Source organism: Peribacillus sp. TH27, from assembly GCF_016650915.1.
In the GTDB taxonomy this organism is placed as follows: domain Bacteria; phylum Bacillota; class Bacilli; order Bacillales; family DSM-1321; genus Peribacillus; species Peribacillus butanolivorans.
Genome location: NZ_JAEKEV010000002.1, coordinates 1,929,124 through 1,951,055 on the forward strand (window position 1 = coordinate 1,929,124; position 21,932 = coordinate 1,951,055).

At 38.3% G+C, this 21,932-nt stretch carries 23 protein-coding genes and 2 riboswitches; of the genes, 9 read left to right on the forward strand and 14 right to left on the reverse strand.

Annotation, left to right across the window (positions count from 1 at the left end):
- Positions 1-5 precede the first annotated feature (5 nt).
- The 3 genes from JFU24_RS10700 to JFU24_RS10710 form a co-directional block, all read right to left on the reverse strand.
- The gene (locus tag JFU24_RS10700) at positions 6-866 is read right to left on the reverse strand and encodes a 3-hydroxyacyl-CoA dehydrogenase family protein (RefSeq protein WP_201221852.1); all 861 of its coding nucleotides are present in this window, start codon (positions 864-866) and stop codon (positions 6-8) included.
- Between the two features lie 20 nt (positions 867-886).
- The gene (locus JFU24_RS10705) at positions 887-2,023 is read right to left on the reverse strand and encodes an acyl-CoA dehydrogenase family protein (RefSeq protein ID WP_053344797.1); all 1,137 of its coding nucleotides are present in this window, start codon (positions 2,021-2,023) and stop codon (positions 887-889) included.
- Between the two features lie 476 nt (positions 2,024-2,499).
- Positions 2,500-2,590: riboswitch (cyclic di-GMP riboswitch) on the forward strand.
- Between the two features lie 607 nt (positions 2,591-3,197).
- Positions 3,198-5,411 (reverse strand): helix-turn-helix domain-containing protein, encoded by a 2,214-nt coding sequence (locus JFU24_RS10710; RefSeq protein WP_201221854.1) that lies wholly within the window; start codon positions 5,409-5,411, stop codon positions 3,198-3,200.
- Positions 5,412-5,814: 403 nt separating this feature from the next.
- On the opposite strand from JFU24_RS10710, the gene JFU24_RS10715 reads away from it, so the two are divergent.
- Complete coding sequence (locus JFU24_RS10715; RefSeq protein ID WP_201249940.1) at positions 5,815-7,272, forward strand: SulP family inorganic anion transporter; 1,458 nt, start codon at positions 5,815-5,817, stop codon at positions 7,270-7,272.
- 82 nt (positions 7,273-7,354) lie between these two features.
- The gene (locus JFU24_RS10720; protein ID WP_157444088.1) at positions 7,355-7,501 is read left to right on the forward strand and encodes a hypothetical protein; all 147 of its coding nucleotides are present in this window, start codon (positions 7,355-7,357) and stop codon (positions 7,499-7,501) included.
- Between the two features lie 130 nt (positions 7,502-7,631).
- Here the strand turns inward: JFU24_RS10720 and JFU24_RS10725 are convergent, their stop codons facing one another.
- Positions 7,632-8,561 (reverse strand): manganese-dependent inorganic pyrophosphatase, encoded by a 930-nt coding sequence (locus JFU24_RS10725; protein ID WP_201182190.1) that lies wholly within the window; start codon positions 8,559-8,561, stop codon positions 7,632-7,634.
- Positions 8,562-8,855: 294 nt separating this feature from the next.
- Positions 8,856-9,036: riboswitch (cobalamin riboswitch) on the forward strand.
- A 137-nt stretch (positions 9,037-9,173) separates the two neighbouring features.
- Here JFU24_RS10725 and JFU24_RS10730 point away from each other — a divergent pair.
- From JFU24_RS10730 to JFU24_RS10745, 4 genes are all read left to right on the forward strand, one after another.
- Positions 9,174-11,471 carry a ribonucleoside-diphosphate reductase subunit alpha gene (locus JFU24_RS10730; protein WP_201249941.1) on the forward strand — a complete coding sequence of 766 codons (2,298 nt, stop codon included), beginning with the start codon at positions 9,174-9,176 and terminating at the stop codon, positions 11,469-11,471.
- Positions 11,472-11,510: 39 nt separating this feature from the next.
- Entirely contained in the window at positions 11,511-12,563 is a 1,053-nt protein-coding gene (locus JFU24_RS10735; protein WP_056531167.1) for a ribonucleotide-diphosphate reductase subunit beta, read from the forward strand.
- Positions 12,553-12,972 (forward strand): flavodoxin domain-containing protein, encoded by a 420-nt coding sequence (locus JFU24_RS10740; protein ID WP_201249942.1) that lies wholly within the window; start codon positions 12,553-12,555, stop codon positions 12,970-12,972. The genes JFU24_RS10735 and JFU24_RS10740 overlap by 11 nt, the downstream gene beginning before the upstream one ends.
- Before the next feature lie 140 nt (positions 12,973-13,112).
- Positions 13,113-13,280 (forward strand): hypothetical protein, encoded by a 168-nt coding sequence (locus tag JFU24_RS10745; protein ID WP_201249943.1) that lies wholly within the window; start codon positions 13,113-13,115, stop codon positions 13,278-13,280.
- A gap of 68 nt (positions 13,281-13,348) precedes the next feature.
- Here the strand turns inward: JFU24_RS10745 and JFU24_RS10750 are convergent, their stop codons facing one another.
- Positions 13,349-13,546: a cold-shock protein gene (locus JFU24_RS10750; protein WP_028393295.1), complete on the reverse strand. Its 198-nt coding sequence runs from the start codon at positions 13,544-13,546 to the stop codon at positions 13,349-13,351.
- 198 nt (positions 13,547-13,744) lie between these two features.
- Positions 13,745-14,239 carry a hypothetical protein gene (locus tag JFU24_RS10755; RefSeq protein ID WP_201182198.1) on the reverse strand — a complete coding sequence of 165 codons (495 nt, stop codon included), beginning with the start codon at positions 14,237-14,239 and terminating at the stop codon, positions 13,745-13,747.
- A 114-nt stretch (positions 14,240-14,353) separates the two neighbouring features.
- On the opposite strand from JFU24_RS10755, the gene JFU24_RS10760 reads away from it, so the two are divergent.
- Entirely contained in the window at positions 14,354-14,839 is a 486-nt protein-coding gene (locus JFU24_RS10760; RefSeq protein ID WP_201249944.1) for a GNAT family N-acetyltransferase, read from the forward strand.
- On the opposite strand, the gene modB is transcribed toward JFU24_RS10760, so the two are convergent.
- Complete coding sequence (modB, locus tag JFU24_RS10765; RefSeq protein WP_201221864.1) at positions 14,801-15,454, reverse strand: molybdate ABC transporter permease subunit; 654 nt, start codon at positions 15,452-15,454, stop codon at positions 14,801-14,803. The two genes, JFU24_RS10760 and modB, sit on opposite strands and share 39 nt — an antisense overlap.
- A complete protein-coding gene (locus JFU24_RS10770; RefSeq protein WP_201221866.1) occupies positions 15,451-15,825 on the reverse strand; it encodes a hypothetical protein in 375 nt (124 codons plus the stop codon). Before JFU24_RS10770 ends, modB begins: the two co-directional genes overlap by 4 nt.
- 150 nt (positions 15,826-15,975) lie before the next feature.
- Here JFU24_RS10770 and spx (JFU24_RS10775) point away from each other — a divergent pair, with 150 nt between their 5' ends.
- Entirely contained in the window at positions 15,976-16,371 is a 396-nt protein-coding gene (spx, locus tag JFU24_RS10775) for a transcriptional regulator Spx (RefSeq protein ID WP_201182212.1), read from the forward strand.
- Positions 16,372-16,441: 70 nt separating this feature from the next.
- Here the strand turns inward: spx (JFU24_RS10775) and JFU24_RS10780 are convergent, their stop codons facing one another.
- Complete coding sequence (locus JFU24_RS10780) at positions 16,442-16,714, reverse strand: ATP-binding protein (protein WP_201249945.1); 273 nt, start codon at positions 16,712-16,714, stop codon at positions 16,442-16,444.
- A gap of 48 nt (positions 16,715-16,762) precedes the next feature.
- On the opposite strand from JFU24_RS10780, the gene spx (JFU24_RS10785) reads away from it, so the two are divergent.
- Positions 16,763-17,182, forward strand: a complete 420-nt coding sequence (gene spx, locus JFU24_RS10785) for a transcriptional regulator Spx (protein WP_201182216.1) — start codon at positions 16,763-16,765, stop codon at positions 17,180-17,182.
- Positions 17,183-17,217: 35 nt separating this feature from the next.
- On the opposite strand, the gene JFU24_RS10790 is transcribed toward spx (JFU24_RS10785), so the two are convergent.
- The 5 genes from JFU24_RS10790 to JFU24_RS10805 form a co-directional block, all read right to left on the reverse strand.
- Positions 17,218-18,645: a HAMP domain-containing sensor histidine kinase gene (locus JFU24_RS10790; RefSeq protein WP_207203243.1), complete on the reverse strand. Its 1,428-nt coding sequence runs from the start codon at positions 18,643-18,645 to the stop codon at positions 17,218-17,220.
- The gene (locus JFU24_RS10795) at positions 18,635-19,324 is read right to left on the reverse strand and encodes a response regulator transcription factor (RefSeq protein ID WP_201182220.1); all 690 of its coding nucleotides are present in this window, start codon (positions 19,322-19,324) and stop codon (positions 18,635-18,637) included. Before JFU24_RS10795 ends, JFU24_RS10790 begins: the two co-directional genes overlap by 11 nt.
- 297 nt (positions 19,325-19,621) lie before the next feature.
- Positions 19,622-20,545, reverse strand: a complete 924-nt coding sequence (locus tag JFU24_RS10800) for a cation diffusion facilitator family transporter (protein WP_201221870.1) — start codon at positions 20,543-20,545, stop codon at positions 19,622-19,624.
- Between the two features lie 215 nt (positions 20,546-20,760).
- Positions 20,761-20,895, reverse strand: coding sequence for a hypothetical protein (locus JFU24_RS30730; protein WP_274606912.1), 135 nt, complete (start codon positions 20,893-20,895; stop codon positions 20,761-20,763).
- Between the two features lie 100 nt (positions 20,896-20,995).
- Positions 20,996-21,739 (reverse strand): metallophosphoesterase family protein, encoded by a 744-nt coding sequence (locus JFU24_RS10805; RefSeq protein WP_201221872.1) that lies wholly within the window; start codon positions 21,737-21,739, stop codon positions 20,996-20,998.
- Positions 21,740-21,932 lie beyond the last annotated feature (193 nt).

Here is a 21,932-nt window from a genome sequence, read left to right on the forward strand (position 1 = left end):
CCCCCTCATTTTTTGTCGTGGTCATAAAATCCTGCACCTGCCTTTTTACCTGTACGTCCTGCATTTACGATTTGGCGGATAAGTTGAGGAGCTGCAAAACGACCGTCTTTAAATTCATCATAAAAATAATCCATGACGTGCAAACCAATATCGACACCTGCAAAGTCCTGCAATTCAAAAGGACCCATTGGATAATTCAATCCCAATTTAACGGCTTTATCAATATCTTCATAAGAAGCTACCCCTTCTTCAGCCAATCTGATGGCTTCAATGAATTGCGGAATCATGATTCTGTTCACGATAAATCCAGGCGAGTCTTTTTTGACTTCGATTGGTTCTTTGCCAAATGCCCTTGAAAGCTCCATTAATTTTGATACGGTATCATCGCTTGTATTATAACCACGGACCACTTCCACTAATTTCATGATTTGCGCCGGGTTAAAGAAATGCATACCCGCTACCTTCTCAGGCCGCTTGGTCGCTCCTGCAATGACTGTGATCGACATCGATGAAGTATTGGTAGCAATTATCGCTTCTTCGCCAAGAACGTTATCTAACTGGGAAAATATCGCTTTCTTCGCTTCCAAGTTCTCGATGATTGCTTCGATAACAAAGTTGGCTTCCTTTAAATCTTCCAAATTAGTCGTTGTTGTGATTCTTCCCAGCACCTCAGGCTTTTGCTCTTCCTTCATCTTGCCTCTTGCTACGCTTTTATCCATGAACGTTTCCATTCTATTAATCGCATTATCTAAAAATCGATCTTCTACATCACATAAAATTACTTTGAAACCGGATAACGCTGCTTGATGAGCGATTCCTCCCCCCATTGTTCCTGATCCTACGACCCCGATAATTGTCTCTGCCATTTTCATTTCCTCCTTTTTAGTTAACTCAATATCTCTTTTGCAATGACGACACGTTGTATTTGATTTGTACCTTCGTAAATTTGCATGATTTTAGCATCACGGAAATACTTCTCAACTGGATATTCCCGAATGAATCCGTAACCTCCGTGAATTTGCACCGCATCTTCGGCTACTTTCATTGCGGTATCAGCAGCGAAACATTTAGCGAAAGAAGCATGCTTCGCTGAAGGCGTACCCTGTTCCAAGAGAAAGACAGACTTATGAACCAATAACCTTGATGCTTCAATGGTCATCGCCATATCAGCCAGCATGAATTGGATGGATTGGAAATTAGCGATTGGCTTTTTAAATTGTTTTCTTTCCTTCGCATAATTTAAAGCGCTTTCATATGCTCCCTGTGCAATTCCTACCGCCTGTGCTCCAACCATCGGCCTCGCAAAAGAAAGTGCTTTCATAAAAATCTTAAAACCTTTTCCTTCTTCTCCAATTCGATTTTCAAGGGGTACAAAGACATCATCGAAGATAACCGAAGCTGTGTTAGAAGCTCTAAGCCCCATTTTCTTTTCCTTTTCACCAACCGTAATACCTTCAGAATCTCTTTCGACAACTAAAGCCGTAAAAGAATTTTCCCCATTTTCAAGCGTCTGTTTGGCGAGTACTACATAGAAATGAGCATAACTTGCGTTGGTGATAAAACACTTTTCCCCATTTAATATGTAACCGCCATCTTTTCTTACAATAGTTGATGACATGCCAGATACATCACTGCCCGCGCCCGGTTCTGTTAAGGCAAAAGAAGCATATTGCCCTTCTTCGGTTAAACGTTTCAAATATTTTTGCTTAAGTGATTCATCCCCACCAACTAAAATTGGATAAGATGAAAGTGAATTAGCTTCCAATGAAGTTGCTATGCCAGCACAGCCTCTTGCTATTTCTTCCACGATTAAGGCATGTGATAATTTATCAATTCCAGGACCTCCGTATTCCTCAGGAATAGATAGATTGAATAGTCCACATTCCCTCAACTTGTCCATGATTTCTACCGGGAAAGCCTCTCTTTCGTCGAACTCTCTTGCTAGTGGAATGATTTCAGCATTCACTACATCCCTTGCCATCGAAACAATCGCTTGCTGATCATCTGTTAAGTTGAAATCCATAGGTGCCCTCCTAATTGACTGAATTTTTATTTATTATCTAATAATTGTCATTATATCTCCATATATTAACCAGTTATAGGTACATAGCGTACTAAACAGATCCCTTTAATTCGTACATTTTGTACCAATCGAGATCCAGAGTGTAAACCAACTGTGTATCATATCCTCAGTTTGAATAACCCTCATTTAATATATTTGAGCAGCCGCTTTCCCATTTATCCAATGATCATAATTCAGCCTGACTAATACCTTGTACTAGGAAATACTAACTCTTATTTAGAGAACCATTACCTGATAAAATTAATATATATCTATCTTTTCCTAATTGGCAGTTACATCTTGGAATAAAACCCCTTCGAGAAGAACCACACCAAAGGAAAGTTCGCTTATCACTTGTTCTTTCCCTCATTAGTTCTTCCCATTTAATAGATAAGTATTTTTTCTGGACTTCCAAAACGAGTTAATTTTTATGTTAAGATTATTTTAGGCAAATTTTATGAAAGTAAAAGACGCAAAGCCACGGGCCTAAACCAACAATTTAGTTGTCATGGCAGCCGGGTTGCCAAGATATATCTTGATTAGATTAATTAATTATTTATTTCTTGCCCCCTTTTTAATTTGCCTAAAATTAGATAAAAGAGGGTTTTATATGTTTTTTCCTACTATTTATTCAGCTAATACAGATGAGAGACACATAGTTAAAGACAAATATACTTGTGCATGCGGCGCAAGATATAATGTATTCACTATGTTAACCAGAAGGGATCTTAGAAAGATCAGCTTCAAGCATTATAAAGAAGTAACATGTCCCGAATGTAAATCAAGCATTATTTATAAAGAATAGTTTCTGGGCTTACTTTTGAGTAGACTTGCTTGCTCTTTCTTGGATCATAGACCTAAATTCTATTCACCCTATCATTTCGATACAGAAGCGCTCACACGTAGCTTTTTCCTCTGCACTGGCTTTCTTTCCTTCTTTCTTCTAAAGCTTGCTTGATCCCACCATATATCATGTAAGATGAAGAGAGAAAGCTTGTGCAAGTACACAAAAGGCTACTTGAATCTTATAAACTCTTCTATTACTAATGAATCTCAGATAAAATTTTTCACAAAAAAAAGCCCCCTTCAAGGCCTTTTATCATTGATTATGTTGAGGAGGACACATTTTGTCAGTCTATAACTGGCTGGATTGATATAAATCATGAAGTTTATAAGCAATCATCAGATTTAATCGCGTTTCTGCGTCTTCTAGATCCATGTCTAGAATGTCACGAATTCTTTCCAACCTGTAGCGCAGAGTACTGCGGTGTATGAAAAGTACATCCATGGTATTTTTCAGATTTCCGTTATTAAATAAATAGGCTCTTAGCGTATTCATAAGATCTGCTCCACTTCCCTTTGCATATTCCATCAACGGAGCTAAATACTTTTTCAGAAATAAATCGGCAAGTGCAGGGTCTTTCAGGTTATTTAAAAGAGAATACGAACCCAATTCATCAAATATAGCTAGACCATTTTTCGGGAAGCCATTTCGGCTAACATTATAAGCATGCATGGCCTGTTTGTAGGCATAATAATAATCCTCCAGCTTATCTGTCGCCCCTCCCACTCCCATATAAATCGTCAAGGAAAGCTTTTTGAAAATCGGTTGCTCTCTAAGATATTGATATAACTCTCCCCAATAAGAGGAAGCCAGGTCTTTTTCTCTTTCTACTGGAATCATGAGAATCATCATATCATCTCTTTTAGTCACGATGATTTCTTTGTATTTAAGATACAGCTGTTCTTTCATATGATCCCATTCAGAGGCTTTTTCTGCTTCTCTCTCGATCAGGTTCGAATGGGAAAGTAAAGATTCCTCTTCCAGTTTTAATGCAGCAATCCGGTGTGGCCGATATAAATCTATGTTCATTAGCGTCGCGTATTCCACTATTTTAGCCTTATCCTCTATCTTCTCTTCAAACAGTTTAGTTATATAACTGTCCTTCACCTGCTCTTTAGTTTCTATGATCAGTTTTTGTTTGATGAACTGAATGGCATATACATTTAGCGCATGTCCAATTGTTAAATTCGTAACCTCATCCACAGCATTCTTATTTGTGATGATCGCTAAATAGCCTAATAATTCCCCACTTCCTATTACAGGCCAAAAACCAATAGCAGTAGAGTCCTTTTTATAATCTCCGAGCCATATTCCCCGTTTTCCCTTACCGATTTTCGCTTTCTCTTTCTCAATAAGACTATATATATCGGGAAGTGAATATTCATCCTCGTTTTCTAGATGAATAGAGATGTACCTGAAGAATCTATCAAAAAGAATGATTGAACAGGACAACAACCCGCTGAGGGTATCCGTGATGACATCAAAATCTTCCCCGTACAATGTCTCTTTGACCAGTTCCTGTTGATAGCCCATAATCTTTTGTAACCGCTGCTTTAAATGAATTTCATTTAAATATAATCTAGCGTTTTCAAATAATGCGGCCACATGGTTTGATAAAAATTTTAGAAGCTCAAGGTCCCCCACTGTGAATGCGCCCATTGCCTTATTGGCTAAATGAATCATTCCCACAGTCTTAAGATTTACCACCAACGGAACCGACAACTGAAAGCCACCCGATTTTTCAAAAAATGGAAAGTATGTACTTAATTCATTCTCTCCTATAACCCTAATATTTTCTTCCAGTTTAGGAGAGCCTATCAAAGGGCTTTGCAAATAAAAACAGTTTTCCGATTCATCGAACAAATAGATGGAGGCGTCCTCTGCCATCGTACCTTGGCATGATAGCTCTAGCACCTTTTGCACTAACTCTTCCATCGATGAACCCGGGGTCACATTTTCATTGACCCATCTTATGCTGCTTAACTTTCGTTTCTCAAATTCCTTCTCCTTTGCAAGCTGCATAGCAACTGCGACATCTTTTCCAAATTCAACAAAAATTTGCTCAACTTCAGAAATTAAAGGAACGAAATTATGAAAACCAATAATACAGAACCCATAGCTGATTCCATCATCTTTTAAAGGTACAGTAAACCAGGTTGAAATTCTTTCATTTTTCATTAACTTATAAAATTTGCAATTGAGGCTGCTTTCTTCTTTCCTAATATCCCATCCTTCTTCGAGAATCTCCGGAGAGCATTCACTTAGATGAATTGGAAAGGAATCTGCAAAATGCGGCGAACCTCCTTTCCAGACTTTTGGATATAAGATATCATCTTCTCTTAAAACGATTGCCACGAAATCCCATGAAAACTCCAGTTGAAATGATTCTACCGTAAAATCTAATGTTTCTTGAATTGTATCGAATTTCACTAAATTTCTTGCAGTCAATCTTAAATGCGTTTCAATTTTTTCTACTAATTTCGTTCTCTTCTCACTTTTATTCATAGGAGCATCCCCTGTTCTTATCCATTGTTGAAGAATAACCCACAGTAAATACAGAAAAATCAGTATATTAATAGTAACATATCGCAAAAGGTAAACAGAAGTCTTTGGAAATTCAAACATTTAAACCCAATGATTCATACCTCACCAAAGTCGAAAAAATGCCCTAGATCCCCTATCAAGCATGTGACAACTATACCCCTTATCGATACATTTCACTTAAAGTATTTCTTCCCCTTCTGTGAGACATCCAGACTTTTTGTCTCAAAAGTAAAAAGCTAATCAATGAATAGCCCATATTTAGTGGTTTCTATTATCCATAGATAGAATGAATAAGCCATGCTATAATTTATTGCGTTAATAAAGCAAATTAAAACACATATATAATGAAAAAAGGAGTGTTTCTTTGAATACATCTATATTAAAACAGGAGTGGTTCGGCAACGTTCGCGGAGATGTTCTTTCCGGTATTGTCGTGGCACTGGCACTGATTCCTGAGGCAATTGCCTTTTCCATTATTGCCGGGGTCGACCCAATGGTAGGGTTATATGCCTCTTTCTGTATCGCCATCGTCATCTCTTTTGTCGGCGGAAGACCAGGTATGATTTCAGCCGCTACTGGGGCAATGGCGCTAGTCATGGTTGATCTTGTAAAAGATCATGGCTTGAACTATTTACTTGCAGCAACAATTTTAACTGGTATACTGCAAGTTTTACTAGGGGTCTTCAAAATTGGAAAGTTAATGAAGTTTATCCCGAAGCCTGTTATGACTGGTTTTGTGAATTCTCTAGCCATTTTGATTTTCACTGCCCAACTTACTCATTTCGTGGGTGAAACGTGGATTATGTATATCATGACGGCAGTTTCACTTGCAATCATCTATCTTTTTCCACGCATCACCAAAATCATTCCTTCACCACTGGTCGCTATCATATTCATGACTATTGTAGCAGTTACAACAGGGGCCACTGTACGTACTGTTGGGGATATGGGGCAATTGACTGAGGCACTTCCAATGTTCATGCTTCCAGATATTCCTTTTACATTTGAAACATTGGCTATCATTTTTCCTTATTCCATAGCACTTGCATTTGTCGGGTTGCTTGAATCATTATTGACGGCTCAAATTGTCGATGAGATGACCGATACAGATAGCAACAAAAATAGGGAAGCCAAAGGCCAGGGCATTGCGAATATTATCGCCGGGTGTTTCGGCGGTATGGCAGGATGCGCAATGATTGGTCAATCTGGAATTAACATTAAGTCTGGCGGCAGAGGTCGGCTTTCAACATTTGTTGCCGGGGCTTTTTTGTTGGTTTTAATCGTGATACTGAATGACATCCTTATTAAAATTCCAATGGCAGCCCTTGTTGCAGTCATGATTATGGTTTCAATAGGAACATTCGACTGGTCTTCCTTGAAGAGGCTCAGACTAGCTCCTAAGACGGATGCAGCTGTGATGATTGTAACTGTCATCATTGTTCTTTATACGCATGATTTATCAAAAGGCGTATTTGCCGGCGTTCTCTTGAGCATGATTTTCTTCTCGGCTAAAATTTCTAAAGTGTCGGTTGAAAAAACAGAGGACATTCAGGCTAAGAAAATTATTTATCGTATTACCGGACAATTATTTTTCGCCTCGGTTCAGGACTTTGTTTCCAAGTTCGATGTAAATGAAAAGGCTGATTCTATCACCATTGATTTTTCCCATTCAAAAATATGGGATGCTTCTGCAGTCGGCGCAGTTGATAAGGTTGTCCTTAAATATCGGCTACATGGTAAATCTGTTCAAGTGCTTGGTCTCGATCATGAAAGTTCCCAATTGCTTGAAAAGCTCGCCACTTATGATGGTAAAATATCTTAAGTTTAATTTTTGCTGAATAGAAACTTTTTAAACCGACAAAATAGATAACATGAAATATATCTAGATGGAAGGAGCAAAAAGTATGATATCCGAGCAGGATTATACGGCAGCAAACCTGTCACAAGATTTACTGAATGAACTAAAAAGCTTTGAAAGCAAGCTAGGCCAAGACGCAAATAAAGAACTAATTGTTATCGCCTATGAAAAAGAGAAGGAAGCCTTGAATTAAAAAAAAGACTCAAACGTCATTTAAATGGCTTGTTTGAGTCCTTTTTTTTAGACATGATTGAAATTTGTTGACCCTCACAATATTACATAAAAAGGGTGCTCGAAGTATTCAGAGCACCCTTTTCACATCTTTATTTACTGAATATGTCCGTTAAAACCGGCACGATTTGTTTTTTACGTGATACAACGCCTTCTAAGACGGCAATGTTGTTGCTCAATGTAACGTTATACGCTTTTTCAACTGCTTCCGTTGATTTCCCAAGAGCCAAGGCAACAGAATCATTTGTTAAAATATCCGTTACAACGAATAAGAATAAATCTAATTCTTTCGTAGCAATAACAGCTTCAATAGCCGCTTCTAATTCAGCTTGTTTTGCAAGAACTTCATTCGGATCCACAGCATTGACTTGAGCAATCTCCACTTTCGCAGTTCCCATAGAGAATTCTTTTGCATCAAGAGTAATTAGCTGGGCAATTGTTTTGTCGCTCAGGTCAGCGCCTGCTTTTAACATTTCTAAGCCATATGTTTCAGCATTTACTCCGGCAATCTCCGCTAATTCCATTGCTGCTGCAACATCTTGCTCTGTGCAGGTTGGAGATTTGAACAATAAAGAATCGGAAATGATGGCAGATAGCATTAGACCTGCGATTGCTTTAGGCACTTCAATACCGTTTTCTTTATAGATTTTATTTAAAATAGTTGCCGTGCAACCAACTGGTTCTGCGCGGTAATATAAAGGATCACTTGTTTCAAAGTTAGCGATACGGTGGTGGTCGATAACTTCTAAAACACGGACTTGGTCAATGTCTTCTGCACTTTGCTGGCGTTCGTTGTGATCGACTAAAATCACACCATCCGCTTCCCCTGCCACTTTTTCTACAAGACGAGGAGCTTCGAATTTGAATTGGTCTAATGCATATTGAGTTTCACCATTCACTTCACCAAGACGAACAGGTTCAGCATTGATACCTAGTTGTTTTTTCAGATCCGCATAAGCGATAGCTGAACAAATTGTGTCTGTATCTGGGTTTTTATGTCCAAAAACTAATACTTTTTCCAAGATTATTTCTCCTTTTTAATAAATATTTTTCCGGGAACCCCCATCATTACAATAAGGGAGAGCCACCTTTACTATACACTTTATTTTAACATAAAATCTCTTACATTCAGCGTTTGAATTTCCCATTTTCCTATTAATTCTTTCACTCTTTTTCCCTCTCCCCTCACTTTGTCAATAGATAAGGATTGGTTTTTATCAAATATATTAGTTGAATTATCGTCTCATATGGATTACGATAATATAAGCAGAAATACTAGATATTGATATTAAAAACAACACACATAACTATATATAGAATTATTTGTAATCCAAGGTGCCAGTGATGGCTGAAAAGGGAATCCGGTGTAAACCCGGAACTGTCCCCGCAACTGTAAATGTGACGAAATGAGAAAACCACTGTATAGCTCTTTATACGGGAAGAACTCAAAGTAGGATGATCATGAGTCAGGAGACCTGCCTGGATTTTTCACGTTTCTTATTCTTCGGGGATTGAGATGATGAAACGATAGTATAACGGCTATTTTTTCATGGCTCTTTTATTCTATCGTTTGATCCGCTCAATTTATTGGGCGGATTTTTTTATTTAATGGAAGTTTACAAGGAGGATTATTCATGACTCAAACATATAACTCTACTATAGTGAAAAATGACACAGAAACAAGTTCTATCCAGCTTGAGATGTTATCCAAGGAATTCGAAGGCCGGCTAGATATGGAAAAGTTCAAAAAGCGTTTTACAAAATGGCTAGATCGTAAAAGTGACTCAACAGAAGAACAAACTTCAAAAAAACTGATCCAGCTTGCTCTCGAAAGTGTAGACATAGATGCTCCAGATTGGACGTTTGTTGCTGCGGCAGAACTTTTGAATACGATGTACAGGGATGCACAAGCGAATCGCGGTTATGAGGGCGTGAGCTACGGACCGTTCTATGAATTAATCGCAGGACTCTCTCAACAGCAAGAGGGGGAACGCTACCCGATTTATAAACCCGAACTACTCGACTCTTACTCCAAAGAAGAAATTGAAGAATTAGGCTTAGTGATCGATCCGGAAAAAGATAAACTATTTTCTTATATCGGTATCTACTTATTAAACGACCGCTACCTAGCCCGTCCGAAAAAAGACAAGGTCTACGAACTGCCTCAGGAGCGCTTCATGATCATCGCTATGGAAATTATGAGAATGGAAAAAACAGAACACCGCCTGCAACTTGTCAAAGAGGCATACTGGGCGATGTCCAATCTGTATATGACCGTCGCGACACCTACCCTATCAAACGCAGGAAAAACTCACGGTCAGTTAAGTTCATGCTTTATTGACGCGATTGAAGATTCTATTGATGGCATTTATCTATCCAACTACGATGCCGCTAAAGTATCTAAATTCGGCGGTGGTGTAGGACTTTATGTCGGTAAAATCCGCTCACTTGGTTCTGATATCCGTGGTTTTTCTGGAAACAGTTCAGGCACGACCCCTTGGATCCGTTTGTTTAACCAGACTGCTGTCAGCGTCGATCAATTGGGCCAGCGTAAAGGGGCAATCGCGATTTATTTGGATGCCTGGCATAAAGATATCATGAGTTTCCTTGACTTAAAGACACAAAACGGTGATGACCGGTTGAAAGCTCATGATATTTTTACAGGTGTATGTATTCCTGATCTGTTCATGGAAGCCGTACGCGATCGGAAAGAATGGTATCTTTTCGACCCACATACCGTAAAGCAAACCCTTGGATTCTCACTCGAAGATTTTTATGACGAGAAAAAAGGCGAAGGAAGCTTCAGAAATCATTACGCTCACGCTGTGGAGGCTGCGGAAAATGGCACACTTCCTAGCTATAGCTTTGAAAAAATCAACGCGATGGACATTATGAAGAGCATTATGATTTCTCAGCTAGAAGAAGGCGTACCGTATATGTTCTACCGTGATGAAGTGAACCGTAAGAATCCTAATAAACATAAAGGAATGATTTATTGTTCCAACCTTTGCACAGAGATTGCTCAAAACTTAAGCCCTTCAACGATCACGGATGAATACGAAACTGAAGATGGCGATGTAGTTGTAGTTCGTAAAAGCGGCGATTTCGTTGTATGTAACCTTTCTTCCATTAACCTGCCTCGCGCGGTAAGTAGCGATGTATTAGAAAGATTGATTCCGATTCAGATCCGCATGCTCGATAACGTCATTGATGTGAACAGTCTTCCGGTCAAGCAAGCATCCATCTCAAACAAGCGTTACCGGGCAATTGGCTTAGGAACATTTGGATGGCATCATTTACTTGCCACCCAGAATATATATTGGGAATCAGATGAGGCCGTTCAATATGCTGATACTTTATACGAAAAAATTGCTTACTTAACAATCAAAGCGTCTAATGAATTGGCTAAGGAAAAAGGAACGTACCCATATTTTGAAGGATCTGATTGGCATACAGGCCAATATTTCGAACTTCGTGACTATACCGATGAAAAATGGATAGATTTAAAAGAAAATGTGCAGCTACACGGTACCCGTAATGGATATTTAATGGCCATTGCACCTAATTCATCAACGGCTAAAATCGGTAACTCCACTGATGGAATCGATCCCTTATATGAAATTGAATTTTATGAAGAAAAGAAAAACTTCAAATTCAAAGTGACAGCACCCGGATTGACGCCTAATACGTATGAGTATTATAAAAAAACACGATTTAACTTGGACCAACTGGAAAGCATCAGACAAAATGCAGCCCGTCAGCGTCATATTGACCAAGCTATCAGCTTTAACCTGTATGTCCACAACACAATCAAGGCTAAAGTTCTATTGGATATCCATTTAACAGCATGGGAAAGCGGATTGAAATCAACATATTATGTTCGTTCCACTTCATCTGAATATGATAATGCCTGCGAAAGTTGCTCAAGTTAACGATCAAATCAGTAATCTATTTTTAAAGGAGTTTTACGAATGACCAATCATATCAAAAAAATCCGGATGCTCGAACCTACGCATCCAACTAAAGCAACGGGCGTATTCAAAGGGGAAGCTTCAGGCTTTCTCCTTTGGAACGATATTCAGTATGAAAAATTCTATGATACGTATACACAACTCATAAATAACTTTTGGAAGCCTTCGAGCGTGAACATGATTCAGGATAAAAAGCAGTGGGGCGAATTAGATGAAGATATCCAGGATGCTTTCCTTGATATCCTTACAATGATTGCAGGAATGGACAGCCTTCAAACGCCGACTTTAGTGGAAATCCTTCGTTACATCAAAGACCCGGCAGCAAAAGCGATCCTGGCCAACATGGCCCAGCAGGAATCTATTCATAATGAATCTTATTCCTATATCCTTGCTTCCTTGATTCCGGTAGGCAAGCAAAAACAACTTTTCGACCGCATTAAAGAACACCCTGAAGTGATAAAGCGGAATCAACCGATTGTGGACGCCTATCAAACGTTTGTGGACGATCCTAGTCCTCAACACTTATTTGAAGCACTCATCCATTCCACGAACCTCGAAGGTATTTATTTCTACCTGGCATTCGCCTTCTATTACAACTTAGGGCGTCAAAACCTAATGACTGGTTCGGCTACAATGATTTCCTATATACATCGCGATGAAATGGTTCACTTCGATTTCATCGGAATGCTCGTACAAATCTTGATGTATGAATACCCGGAGTTAAATAATGAAGAAAACACGAAGTTCATCTATACAACGATTGAAAGAGCAGTTGAACTTGAAAAAGAATGGTCTGAGTATATGCTTGAGGATATCCAAACCAAAGCAGATCTCGACTTGGAAGAATTCAACGAGTACATCGAGTACATCGCCAACAAACGACTGCGTATGCTAGGACTTGAAAACTTGTACCAAGAGTATAGTGAGAACCCGATGCCATGGATTAAAACATTCGACGACGAATCTATTGGCCTCACCAAAACTGATTTCTTTGAACAAAAATCAAGAACATACAGTCAAGTAAATGCTAGCAATGGGTTCGATGAGCTATAAAATTGCAATTGTCTATCATTCGGCCGGCGGCAATACAAAAGCTCTAGCTGAAGCCCTTGCTTCCCTTTTGCCAGAAGCAGAACTTTTTCGAACTAGCGAATTTGATACCGGTATATTGCCAGAATACGATGCATTGATTATCGGTACCTATACATGGGGTAATGGAGAGCTTCCTGCCAAAACAGCTGCCTTTTATGCGGAACTAGAGCGATTACCGATTTCTCATCTAAAGACAGGCGTCTTCGGGACAGGAGAAACCAATTACAATCATTTTTGCGGAGCGGTCGATCATTTTCGGGACATGCTATTTGCAAAGAGCCAGTTATTGGTGACTTTAAAAATCGAACAAATGTATCAAGAATCAGACTTGCCAAGACTTCAAAAGTTCGCCTCTTTATTTAGGAACTGAATGAAAGGGATATGCGATTATGCATATCCCTTTCATTCGTTAATTAGTAAAAAACAGAATCGTGATTATGAACATCATTTAATCCCTGCATCATACTAAGGATAATAATGGTATATAATGAAGAAAAAAGGAGAAATCCTATGGCTGATACTATCGCTCAGTTACTCCCCATACTTTTTATGCTATTGTTTGCAGTAATCTTAATATTTTTAGTAATTAACCTGTCCCAGCATTTTAATCGTTCTAAACGGATCAAAGAAAAATTGGATAAATTACTTAAGGAAATAGCCAACAGAAAAGGGGATTAAAAATTTTTTCTTTTCAGAGGAAAAATAAAAAGACTCCAGAATCGGAGTCTTTTTTTATAAGCGTTCAATTATTTTTGAACGTTAGCTGCTTGTGGTCCACGAGCGCCTTGCTCGATTTCGAAAGAAACTTCTTGGCCTTCTTCAAGAGTTTTGAAGCCTTCGCCTTGGATAGCTGAGAAATGTACGAATACATCGTCTTGGCCTTCAACTTCGATGAAACCGAAACCTTTTTCTGCGTTAAACCATTTTACTTTACCTTGTACCATGATAGTTCCTCCTGTGTTTGGAAAAATCCATTTTATTACTATTTTTGGTTCTGGATAATGTTTCAAGAGGAATCCTATAACGGTAAATCCATCTATCAAACTTATTCCGAACAAAAATAATTACTTATATTATATCATGGAAAATCAAAAAAAAACAAGATTATCGCTGTAATTCCAACGACAAATTATCCTAAAATTCTACATTTTTCTCTTCTTGCTTTGGCGGAAACCTTCGTCCAGTAAATAGCGCTCTGCCTCAATCGGGCTCTCGAAACACTCCTCCAAATTCGATCCAGAGTATACGTTCCAGAGTTGATCTTCTCTTACAAGCGAAAGCTCCTGCTTTTCAAGTCCAATCCATGTTCCTTCCAACCTAGCGAACTCGTTTACTTCTTCTTCTTCGATTTCAATCGGAGGTTCGGATAGATAAGCTATGCTTTTTTGAATCAAATCTTTTAATTCCTCTTCAGTATAGTCACGTATATTGATAAATCCTTTACGGTCAGTTTCTTTCTTTCTCATATGCCCTGCGTATACGAATCCATTTCCATTTGGATGCAGGTGCTGAACGACGATCTTTTTCTCTTGGACACTTTCTAGATAGTGGAAATTCACACGGCCCAGTGAAACATCTTTCCTCTGTAATTCAGGAAAAGTTTCAATAATGCTCAATTTTTCTTCAAATGTTAACAAATTTCTTCCTCATTTCATTAGTTCATATTGTTTGTCGATTATAACATAGACTGATTAGAAACAATAATCTTCCTCGTCATCATCTATTATAATGTAACTAAAGGATGTGATTATTTGATAAAAAAAATTCAAGTTCTAGACTCTAATTATGGACAACAGCTTTTTATGCTTCAGAAAAAAGCCTATCAGATAGAAGCAGATATTATTGAATTTACCGATATTCCCCCATTATTAGAAACTTATGACCAATTTTTAAATTGTAATGAAACGTTTATCGGCTTTTTCAAGGCCGATACATTAGCTGGAGCAATATCCTATACAAAAGAAATTATGCATATGGAGATTTGCCGAATTGTCGTCCATCCAGATTATTTTCGACAAGGAATAGCAGAAACACTGCTGAATCATCTTCAATTTACTTGTAAATGGGAAAAACTATCCGTTTCTACCGGTAAAATGAACCTGCCTGCAAGAAAACTGTACGAAAAAAACGGCTTCACGCATACAAAAGATGTAGAAGCCGCACCTCATTTTTTTATTAGCCTATATGAAAAAAATCATTCATTTAATGAACGTCACGACAAAGAGCATGATGAATGAAATAGCAATGATTACACCGACCCATAGCCAGGCTAATGTCATATTTCCGGAGTCCATGGCGATATAAATAGCGGTAGGAATTGTCTGTGTCTGTCCGGGAATATTTCCGGCAAACATAAGCGTCGCCCCGAATTCACCCAAAGCCCGTGCAGAACTCAATATGGCACCTGTGACGATTGATTTAACCGCCAATGGAAGGGATACTAGCAGAAACAACTTCCACTCGCCTGCCCCATCAACTCTTGCTGCATTCTCGATTTCTTCATCTATACCTTCAAAACCTGTTTTAGCGGATTGGTACATAAGTGGAAAAGCGACAACGGTAGATGCAATAACCGCTGCCCACCATGTGAACATTAAGGGCTGATTAAAAACCCTTTCAATGAATTCACCCAGCTTTCCGTTTTTCCCAAAAATCACAATCAATAAAAAGCCGACGACAGAAGGAGGCAAAACAAGTGGTAATAAAAATGCGGTTTCCAATAGGATTTTTCCTCTGAATTGCTTTTTAGCCATTATTCGTGCAAGGAAAATTCCTAAAATAAAAACAATGATACCTGCGAGTCCCGCTACCTGGATCGATAGTCTGACTGGTGACCAAAAATCTGCTGTCATGATACTATCCACACATCCTTAGAAAAAACGAGCGTATCTTGGACTGTGTTCGTTACTTGCATTGAATCGAACGATTCCATCACATATTGCCCGGCTTTAACAATTTTTGGTGTGTTGCTCGTAGCTGTCTTCTCTGCTTTCGACTTATTATCTTCATCCTTATGTAATGCCATTATGGTTTTATTGCCTATAAAATCAATGCAGTCGTTAATGATCCAATCATTCACTATGCAATTAAATGGAGATTCATCCGCTGAATTAAACAAATTAACCGGTGTAACATTGAAAATTTGCTGCTGTTGCCGCACTAAAGAATCAAAATTATATGGCAGCGTACTATCATTGTTTTCTTTATTAAAGGCAGATTGCATTTCATTTTCTCCCTTTCTTTTCAAAATAACTTTTAAGTTTATTTTTCTTGACATATTGCTGACACAAAGAAACGTTAAAGTAAGAGTATCACAAAAACAAAAATAATTTCATTCCATAAACTTTTAACACTTTGAAGGAGTCGATTTTAAATGGTAACAATTTATACTACTCCAAGCAGTTTAGCCTGTCGTAAAGCAAAAGCTTGGCTTAAGAAAAACGAAATTTCCTACAATGAACGTAATTTATATTCACAACCTCTTTCTATAGAAGAAATTAAAGAGATTTTACGTAAAACAGAAGGCGGTACAGATGAAATCATCTCAACCCGTTCTAAAAAATTCAATAGCTTAAATATCGATATAAATAATACACCACTTAATGATCTTTGTAAGCTTATTCAAGATAACCCGGATTTACTTCGCCGACCAATCATTTTCGACCATAAGAACTTGCATGCCGGTTATAACGAAGAAGAAATGGGGCGCTTCCTTCCTAGAAAAGTACGTCATATTCAATTATGGCGTGCAATCAGCCAATTGGCTTAATCAACCATCCTACATTCAGTTGCATAATAAGAGGGTTGTCCATTAAAGCGGACAACCCTTTTTTCTATATCTAATTTGATTTCTCTACAATAATTGTAAACGTCGTCCCTTGTTCATTACTTTCTTTCAGCACAAGATCTCCCTTTTGCGCTTTGGCAAGCATCTTGCTGAATGGCGACTCTAAACCTAAACCACGTATCTTCAGCTTTTTGTTTTCACCTCGATAAAATGGTTCGAACACATACTGTTGTTCATGTACAGGAATTAAAATAACTTTTAAGTTTATTTTCTTGACATATTGCTGACACAAAGAAACGTTAAAGTAAGAGTATAACAAATACAAAAATAATTCATTCCATAAACTTTAACACTTTGAAGGAGTCGATTTTAAATGGTAACAATTTATACTACTCCAAGCAGTTTAGCCTGTCGTAAAGCAAAAGCTTGGCTTAAGAAAAACGAAATTCCCTACAATGAACGTAATTTATATTCACAACCGCTTTCTATAGAAGAAATTAAAGAGGTTTTACGTAAAACAGAAGGCGGTACAGATGAAATCATCTCAACCCGTTCTAAAAAATTCAGTAGCTTAAATATCGATATAAATAATACACCATTAAATGATCTTTGTAAGCTTATTCAAGATAACCCGGATTTACTTCGCCGACCAATTATTTTTGACCATAAGAATTTACATGCCGGTTATAACGAAGAAGAAATGGGACGCTTCCTTCCTAGAAATGTACGTCATGTTCAATTATGGCGCGCAATCAGCCAACTGGATTATCAACCATCCCACATCGGTGCTTAATTAGAGGGTTGTCAATTAAAGCGGACAACCCTTTTTTATATCTGATTTGCTTTCTCTACAATAATTGTAAACGTCGTCCCTTGTTCATTACTTTCTTTCAGCACAAGATCTCCCTTTTGCGCTTTGGCAAGCATCTTGCTGAATGGCAGTCCTAATCCTAAACCACGTATCTTCAGCTTTTTGTCTTCACCTCGATAAAACGGTTCGAATACATACTGTTGTTCATGTACAGGAATTCCTCGGCCACTGTCCTGCACATCAATACATATCCTATTGTCTTCCTTCTCATAAAGATTAATCTCTAGTTTCCCTATGCCATCAAGTGAATGCCTGGCATTATTTAAAAGGTTAATGACAATTTGCTGCATCCGCAAGGAATCAATTTGGCCAAAAATAGGTTCTTCAGGAACCTTTATGTCCAGATTAAACTCTTGATCATCCTGGGTGACTTGCCAACGATAGGCGATTTCCTGGATGAATGTATTAATATTTTCTTTTTGCACTCGAATTTTAAAGGCACCTGCCGAAATAGCATTATAATTAAGCAAATCCTCTATCATTCCTTGCAAGCGTTGTGTTTCCTTTAAGGAAATATCCAAGAATTCCTTACTTTGCTCTCCGGTAACAACCTCATCCTTAACTGCTTGGATTAGTCCGCTAATGGAAGTAACCGGCGTTTTCAAATCATGGGTGACACCGGCAAGCAATTCCGCCCTTAATTTTTCCATGACCTTTAAACGATTGGTCATTTCCTTAAATGACTCTATTAGTTCATAAATTTCTTCTTCCCTTATTTCCTCTTCCTCTTTGAAATGGATGTCATAGTTGCCCTCACGAACCTGAACAGCAGCGTTAGCGACGTCTTGGATTGGCCTCGAAATCTGTCTCGAAAGTAGATAAATGACTCCTGTGCCCAGCACGAGGAGGCCTCCAATCATGATTGCCAACAAGCCATGGTCCTGGTTGATTTCTTTTAATGCCCCTTCTTCCTGGGCAATGACTACCCACCCCTTAGTCTCATCATTAAAGGTAATAGGAGATTTGACGACATATACTTTGTTGTCCGAAATTTTGACCTTCTGAATTAATTCAGCATTTTTCATAATAACGTTAGGAAGCTTATTTTCATCTGCATCGATATATAATTGAGGCATCGTATAAATGATGCTGCCATCGGGATCGACGATATAGATAATTGGCTGCTGGTTCAAGTGAAGGATTTTTTCCCTTTCCTCAACGATTTCCGAAAGGATAGGCCCAACGACAATCTGGCCATTTGCCTTTATCGCACGGTCAGATGTTTCATCAGCTAAGTACTTAAGGAGGCTTAACCTATATTCTAATGCGGTTTTTTCCATCCACCACAATGAAAAAATAGATAATAATACCAATCCCGAAATCAGGGTCAATACGTATCTCTTCGTCCAATAGCGCTGCAAAGTGGTTCTTTTTCTAGTTTTCATAGACACTAAATTGATACCCCAATCCACGCAATGTTTTAATTTCCCCTTCACAAGAAGGCCATGAATCGATTGCCTTTCTTATTCGTTTGATCGCCAGGTCCACGGCGCGGTCACTTCCATCATAATCCATGCCCCATACTTGATCGAGTAGCTGCTCTCTAGTAAAAATCTGATTCGGATGCTTAGCGAAAAAAATGAGCAGCGACAAATCACGAGGCGTCAAGTTTATCTCTTCCCCTTTTAATTTCACCATATAGGATTGATCATCAATGGATAAACTACCAAACTGATGTATATGATTTTCTTCACCAACAATCGTCGAGGATCTTCTTAAAACGGCATGTACCCTGGCCACGACTTCATCGGCAACAAAAGGTTTAGAGATATAATCATCTGCGCCTGACTTAAATCCAGATAATCGGTAATCAACATCGTTCAGCGCAGTCAACATAATAACCGGGCACATATCGTTCTCCCGAATTTCCTTCAAGATGTCCCAACCTTCCTTACCAGGTAGCATTACATCAAGTAGCACAAGGTCTGGGTTCGTTTCTTCAAAAATAGGAACAGCCTTTAGCCCATCATATACTTGGACTACATCAAAACCCTCACGCTCTAAATATGCTTTCAATACCATAGAAATGGCAATTTCATCTTCAACGACAAGAATTTTCTTCATTAAGGGATTCCTCCTTCCTGAATTATAGTGGAATCATTTTGCATTCGCCAACCATTCAAGTCAGCAAGGCATTTTTTCTCCATCATACCCTTTTAATGTGTCAGGATTATGTTCGCAGTAAAATTCGCGGATGCTTTTTCTACATAGTATTTCTATTACCTCTGCTCCTCTTCCTTTTTTTTAAACGTTCTCTCTAGTCTAACACTGAGAAATAAAATTGTTGCTTGTGCTTTCTGAGGATTTCCCTTTTACTAACACCTTAAAGAGGTTGGCTCTGACACTTGAGCCAACCTCTTTTCAATTACATGTCTCGTGGGGATTTGGACAGCCCACTTCCTGTCTTTCCACTTGAATTGTACTGTGTTCAATACCAAATTGATCATGAAGAAGCTTTTGCGCTTCTGCTAAAACTGTATCGTGATTGCCGTTTTCATCAATAACAGCATGACAGCTCATCGTCAAAAACCCAGATGTAATCGTCCAGATATGGAGATCATGGACATCGGACACATTCGGCAATTCTTTCAATGAAGTTTTCACTTCTTCCATATCTACTTGATCGGGTGTCCCCTCCATCAAGATATGGAAAGAATCCCTCACTACTCTAAAGCCGCTGATAATAATTAAAATCGCTACAACAACACTTGCAATCGGGTCTGCGATTCCCCAATCGAAGAAATAAATCAAGAGTGCTGCCGCAATTGCACCCACTGAACCAAGCATATCGCCAATTACATGTAAAAAGGCACTCCGTACATTCAAGTTATCGTCTTTATCTCCGCTCATTAAAATCCATGCTGCAATGATATTCACCAGTAAGCCAATGATTGAAATCATTAACATTCCTAGACTTTGCACCTCAGGAGGATTCACAAACCTTCTAATCGCCTCGATGAAAATAAATACTGATATAACAATCAAGGTCAAACCATTCAAACATGCAGCAATGATTTCAAATCGCTTATATCCATAAGATTTAGTCTGTGTTGCTTTTTTTTCACCCAATCTTATCGCTGTATAGCTTAGGCCTAGTGCAGCCGCATCACTTAGCATATGACCTGCATCTGACAATAAAGCCAGACTATTTGTCATAAATCCTCCTATTACTTCGACGACCATAAATGTGGAAATCAGTAAAAAAGATGCCAACAAAGCTTTTTTATTTTCAGAATGATGATGGTGATGTCCATGATCATGAGAGTGACCATGCTGATGTCCCATGCTATCCCTCCTCTCGGATTTAAAGCTTATATATAGTATGGGATAAATTCAGAATGGTTTCAAATGATTCACTTTCTCATTTTCTGCTGTACAATTATGGAGATAGTGCATGAAAAAATCCGAGAGATTATTTGATTTCGAAATGCAGTTGGTCTTCGCCATTTTAAAGCTAAATAAACGTTGCAAACTAAATTCCTTCAGCGTGTTCCGCCCCGTCATCCTTCCTCTTGCATTGTATCATCTACAATGGCTAGAAGGTCCTTATTAAACAGTTCATTATTACAGACAAGACTGTGTTGTTCTATCTCTTCTTGTCCCTGAAGATTTATATCTCGTACTTTTTCTTTCATAGCCTTACCTCCAAAAGAATCATGTTTTGCCTATTATCGTATCCCCATGCATGTACCTTTATGCTGAATATCCTCCCATTTTTTATAATTTATTAACGTCCTAAACTCTCTGATTCCCATGGAAAGCACGTATAATGAATTCGTGTTCAGGAACTTGTAAGTTCTTATACGATAATAAAAACAATGAGTTATCATATGTGACTTTTTCAAGATTCACCTGAATACCGCTGTCTTCAATCGAAACAATGGCATAAGGTGCAACTGGTTCACTATTACATCCGAGTGAACCTGGGTTTAAGTATATAGTTTGGTCATTTCTAAAATGATGTATGGGATGATGATGTCCAAATCCAATTAAATGGTGAAACTGATTCTTAAATAGTCTTTCTAAGTTATTTAGATTCGGTTCAACGATTTTACTAAATGGATTTTGACTTATGTGTTCATCTAGTTTCTTCGGGTCCATATGATAATGAGTGAAGAAAAAGGAGTAATTGTTAATCATATGTTGTATGGTGCGAGGCAATTTTTCCAGTTTGGATATAAAAGTTTGATTCATTCTTTCCGCTATCCATTCATGATGCTCTTTGACATGAATGTGACCATCTGGATGCGGTTCCCCTTTAATGATGGCCAGGACTGCTTCATCATGATTTCCGGTTATCATTGATAAATCATTTCTTGAAAATAAAAGATCCAGGACTTCATTTGTATCAGGACCTATCCCAACCATATCTCCTAAACAATAGATATGATCAATCTCATCCCTTTCATCAATAACCCTAAGAACGGCTTTTAACGCTGAAGCATTACCATGTACATCCGTTATAATGGCAACTTTCATGACTAAGTTCAGCTCCCTTCTCTTAAAATCTACATGGTATATTATAACATTTCAAACGCCATCAAAAAAATATTCGGGCTTATTCCTTTCATACGCCAACGCCTATTTTCAATGAATAAGCAAACACTTCGGCCTAGAATACATAGTATGAAGTATTCCCAGTAAAGATGTTTTACTAGGTATGTAATTCATA

What these genes read in the sequence shown, in the direction of transcription:
- modB (WP_201221864.1), bottom strand. Translation starts at nt 15,454, where the DNA reads ATGACAGCAGATTTTTGGTCACCAGTCAGACTATCGATCCAGGTAGCG.
- JFU24_RS10805 (WP_201221872.1), bottom strand. Translation starts at nt 21,739, where the DNA reads ATGAAAGTTGCCATTATAACGGATGTACATGGTAATGCTTCAGCGTTA.
- JFU24_RS10735 (WP_056531167.1), top strand. Translation starts at nt 11,511, where the DNA reads ATGACCAATCATATCAAAAAAATCCGGATGCTCGAACCTACGCATCCA.
- JFU24_RS10730 (WP_201249941.1), top strand. Translation starts at nt 9,174, where the DNA reads ATGACTCAAACATATAACTCTACTATAGTGAAAAATGACACAGAAACA.
- JFU24_RS10800 (WP_201221870.1), bottom strand. Translation starts at nt 20,545, where the DNA reads ATGGGACATCAGCATGGTCACTCTCATGATCATGGACATCACCATCAT.
- JFU24_RS10770 (WP_201221866.1), bottom strand. Translation starts at nt 15,825, where the DNA reads ATGCAATCTGCCTTTAATAAAGAAAACAATGATAGTACGCTGCCATAT.
- JFU24_RS10750 (WP_028393295.1), bottom strand. Translation starts at nt 13,546, where the DNA reads ATGGTACAAGGTAAAGTAAAATGGTTTAACGCAGAAAAAGGTTTCGGT.
- JFU24_RS30730 (WP_274606912.1), bottom strand. Translation starts at nt 20,895, where the DNA reads ATGAAAGAAAAAGTACGAGATATAAATCTTCAGGGACAAGAAGAGATA.
- spx (WP_201182216.1), top strand. Translation starts at nt 16,763, where the DNA reads ATGGTAACAATTTATACTACTCCAAGCAGTTTAGCCTGTCGTAAAGCA.
- JFU24_RS10745 (WP_201249943.1), top strand. Translation starts at nt 13,113, where the DNA reads ATGGCTGATACTATCGCTCAGTTACTCCCCATACTTTTTATGCTATTG.
- JFU24_RS10710 (WP_201221854.1), bottom strand. Translation starts at nt 5,411, where the DNA reads ATGAATAAAAGTGAGAAGAGAACGAAATTAGTAGAAAAAATTGAAACG.
- JFU24_RS10700 (WP_201221852.1), bottom strand. Translation starts at nt 866, where the DNA reads ATGGCAGAGACAATTATCGGGGTCGTAGGATCAGGAACAATGGGGGGA.
- JFU24_RS10720 (WP_157444088.1), top strand. Translation starts at nt 7,355, where the DNA reads ATGATATCCGAGCAGGATTATACGGCAGCAAACCTGTCACAAGATTTA.
- JFU24_RS10705 (WP_053344797.1), bottom strand. Translation starts at nt 2,023, where the DNA reads ATGGATTTCAACTTAACAGATGATCAGCAAGCGATTGTTTCGATGGCA.
- JFU24_RS10740 (WP_201249942.1), top strand. Translation starts at nt 12,553, where the DNA reads ATGAGCTATAAAATTGCAATTGTCTATCATTCGGCCGGCGGCAATACA.
- JFU24_RS10790 (WP_207203243.1), bottom strand. Translation starts at nt 18,645, where the DNA reads ATGAAAACTAGAAAAAGAACCACTTTGCAGCGCTATTGGACGAAGAGA.
- JFU24_RS10795 (WP_201182220.1), bottom strand. Translation starts at nt 19,324, where the DNA reads ATGAAGAAAATTCTTGTCGTTGAAGATGAAATTGCCATTTCTATGGTA.
- spx (WP_201182212.1), top strand. Translation starts at nt 15,976, where the DNA reads ATGGTAACAATTTATACTACTCCAAGCAGTTTAGCCTGTCGTAAAGCA.